At 70.1% G+C, this 2,054-nt stretch carries 1 protein-coding gene; it reads right to left on the bottom strand.

The features are described 5' to 3' along the window. Window positions 1–2,012, bottom strand: a 2,012-nt coding sequence (locus tag AC5JJ6_RS11490; protein WP_496042159.1) for a DNA translocase FtsK, incomplete at its 3' end; no start/stop codon positions are given. Window positions 2,013–2,054 lie beyond the last annotated feature (42 nt).

A 2,054-nucleotide genomic window follows, 5' to 3' on the forward strand; every position in this document is an offset into this window, starting at 1 on the left:
CCCGCCACCAGCATCAGGTCGGCCATCTCGTCGACCACCACCACGATATAGGGCAATTCGGTCAGGTCGATCGGCTGGTCCTCGAAGATCGGCTTGCCGGTGTCGGGGTCGAAGCCGGTCTGCACCCGGCGGGTCAGCACCTCCGCGTTCTGCCGCGCTTCGCGCAGGCGCGCGTTGTAGCCCTCGATGTTGCGGACACCCAGCTTGGACATGGCGCGGTAGCGGTTCTCCATCTCCCGCACCGTCCACTTCAGCGCCACGACGGCCTTCTTGGGGTCGGTCACGACGGGGGTCAGCAGGTGCGGGATGCCTTCGTAGATCGAAAGCTCAAGCATCTTCGGATCGATCATGATGAAGCGGCACTTGTCCGGCGGCAGCCGGTAGAGTAGCGACAGGATCATCGTGTTGATCGCGACCGACTTGCCGGAACCGGTGGTGCCGGCGACCAGCAGGTGCGGGAAGCGGGCCAGATCGGCGATCACCGGAGCGCCGCCGATATCCTTGCCGAGCACGAGGGCCAGCTTGGCGGCGGAGCGCTCGTATGTCTCCGCCGACAGCAGCTCGCGCAGCAGGACCACCTCGCGCCGGGCGTTCGGCAGCTCGATGCCGATCACGTTGCGGCCGGGCACCACGGCGACGCGGACCGAGACGGCGCTCATGGAGCGCGCGATATCGTCGGCGAGGCCGATCACGCGCGACGACTTGGTGCCGGGGGCCGGCTCCAGCTCGTACAGGGTGACGACCGGGCCTGGATGGACCTTCTGGATCTCGCCCCGGACGCCGAAATCGGCCAGCACGCCTTCGAGCATGACGGCGTTCTGCTGAAGGGCGTCCTCATCCAGCATGCTGGGCTTGGCCGAGGGGTCGGGAAGCTGAAGCAGGTCGAGCGGCGGAAGCTCGTAGTCGGTCGGGTTGAGCAGGTCGAGCATCGGCTCGGCCGGCTTGCCACGGGGCGGATGCGACGGCTTCGGAGCCGGAGTGACCACCGAGACGTTCCGGACCTTCTCCGGTGCGGACTCGTCGGCGCCCTCATCGGCATCGTCCGGGTCGGCGACGGTAACGGTCCGTCCGCCCGCCGTCCTGGCATCCTGGCCGCCCAGCACCGGGTCCCGCCGCTCGGCGGACCGGCCGGCCCGCGCCCTGGGCTGCACCGGCGCCGGCTCGTCCGCGTCTTCCGCTCCCCAGCGGGCCCGGATGAACTCGGCGATGCCGCCGAACCGGGGAGCGCCGCGGATCATGTCGGAAGCGCCGCGGGCCGCCTCCCCCGCCATGCCGCCGGCCTCGCGGGCACCGCGCCCCGCGGCCCCTACCGCCCAGCCGACGCCGCGGGCGCCGTCGCGCCAATCGCGCAGCGACAGGTCCAGCGCGCCGACGACGGAGACCGCCGAAACGCCGCCGGCGATCATCGCCAGCAGCGAGCGGTCGAGGATATCCAGCAATCCGCCGGTCAGCTTGGACAGCGCCGCCAGCAGGATGGCGCCCGCCGTCCCCCCGAGATGGCCGTGGGTGAGCTGCCAGCCGGGAAAGGCCGGAACCTCGGCGAAGAAGATCGAGGCCAGCAGAACGCCAACCATCGCCAGGAACACGCGCAGCGGCAGCCGGCTCAAGCCCCTGTGGCTCATGATCCGCAGGCCCCAGGCCATCACGATGCCGCCCAGCAGATAGGAGGCGACGCCGACCCACTGCATCAGCAGATCGGCGACATAGGCGCCCGGCAAGCCCAGGATGTTCGCGATCTTGGGATTGGCTTCCGGATTGACGGCGGTGTTCCAGGAAGGATCGCCACGCTCGTAGGTCAGCAGCACCAGGATCAGCAGCAGCCCGATGCTTGCCAGGATCAGGCCGGTGACCTCCACGGCCCGCAGCTTGATGAAGTCCCGCAAGGCAGGCGGCAGCAGGGGAGCCTTGGCGGCCCTGGGCGCCGCGCGTCCGGCGGGCCGGCCGCCCGGCTGGGCGGCAGTCCGCCCGGAAGAACCGCTGGTGGTGTTCGATGCGGCTGTACGGGTCGCCATGGAAGCCTTGCTCTTCTGTCGTGTGGCGCGGGAACGTGCGGT

Source organism: Skermanella sp. (assembly GCF_059503625.1).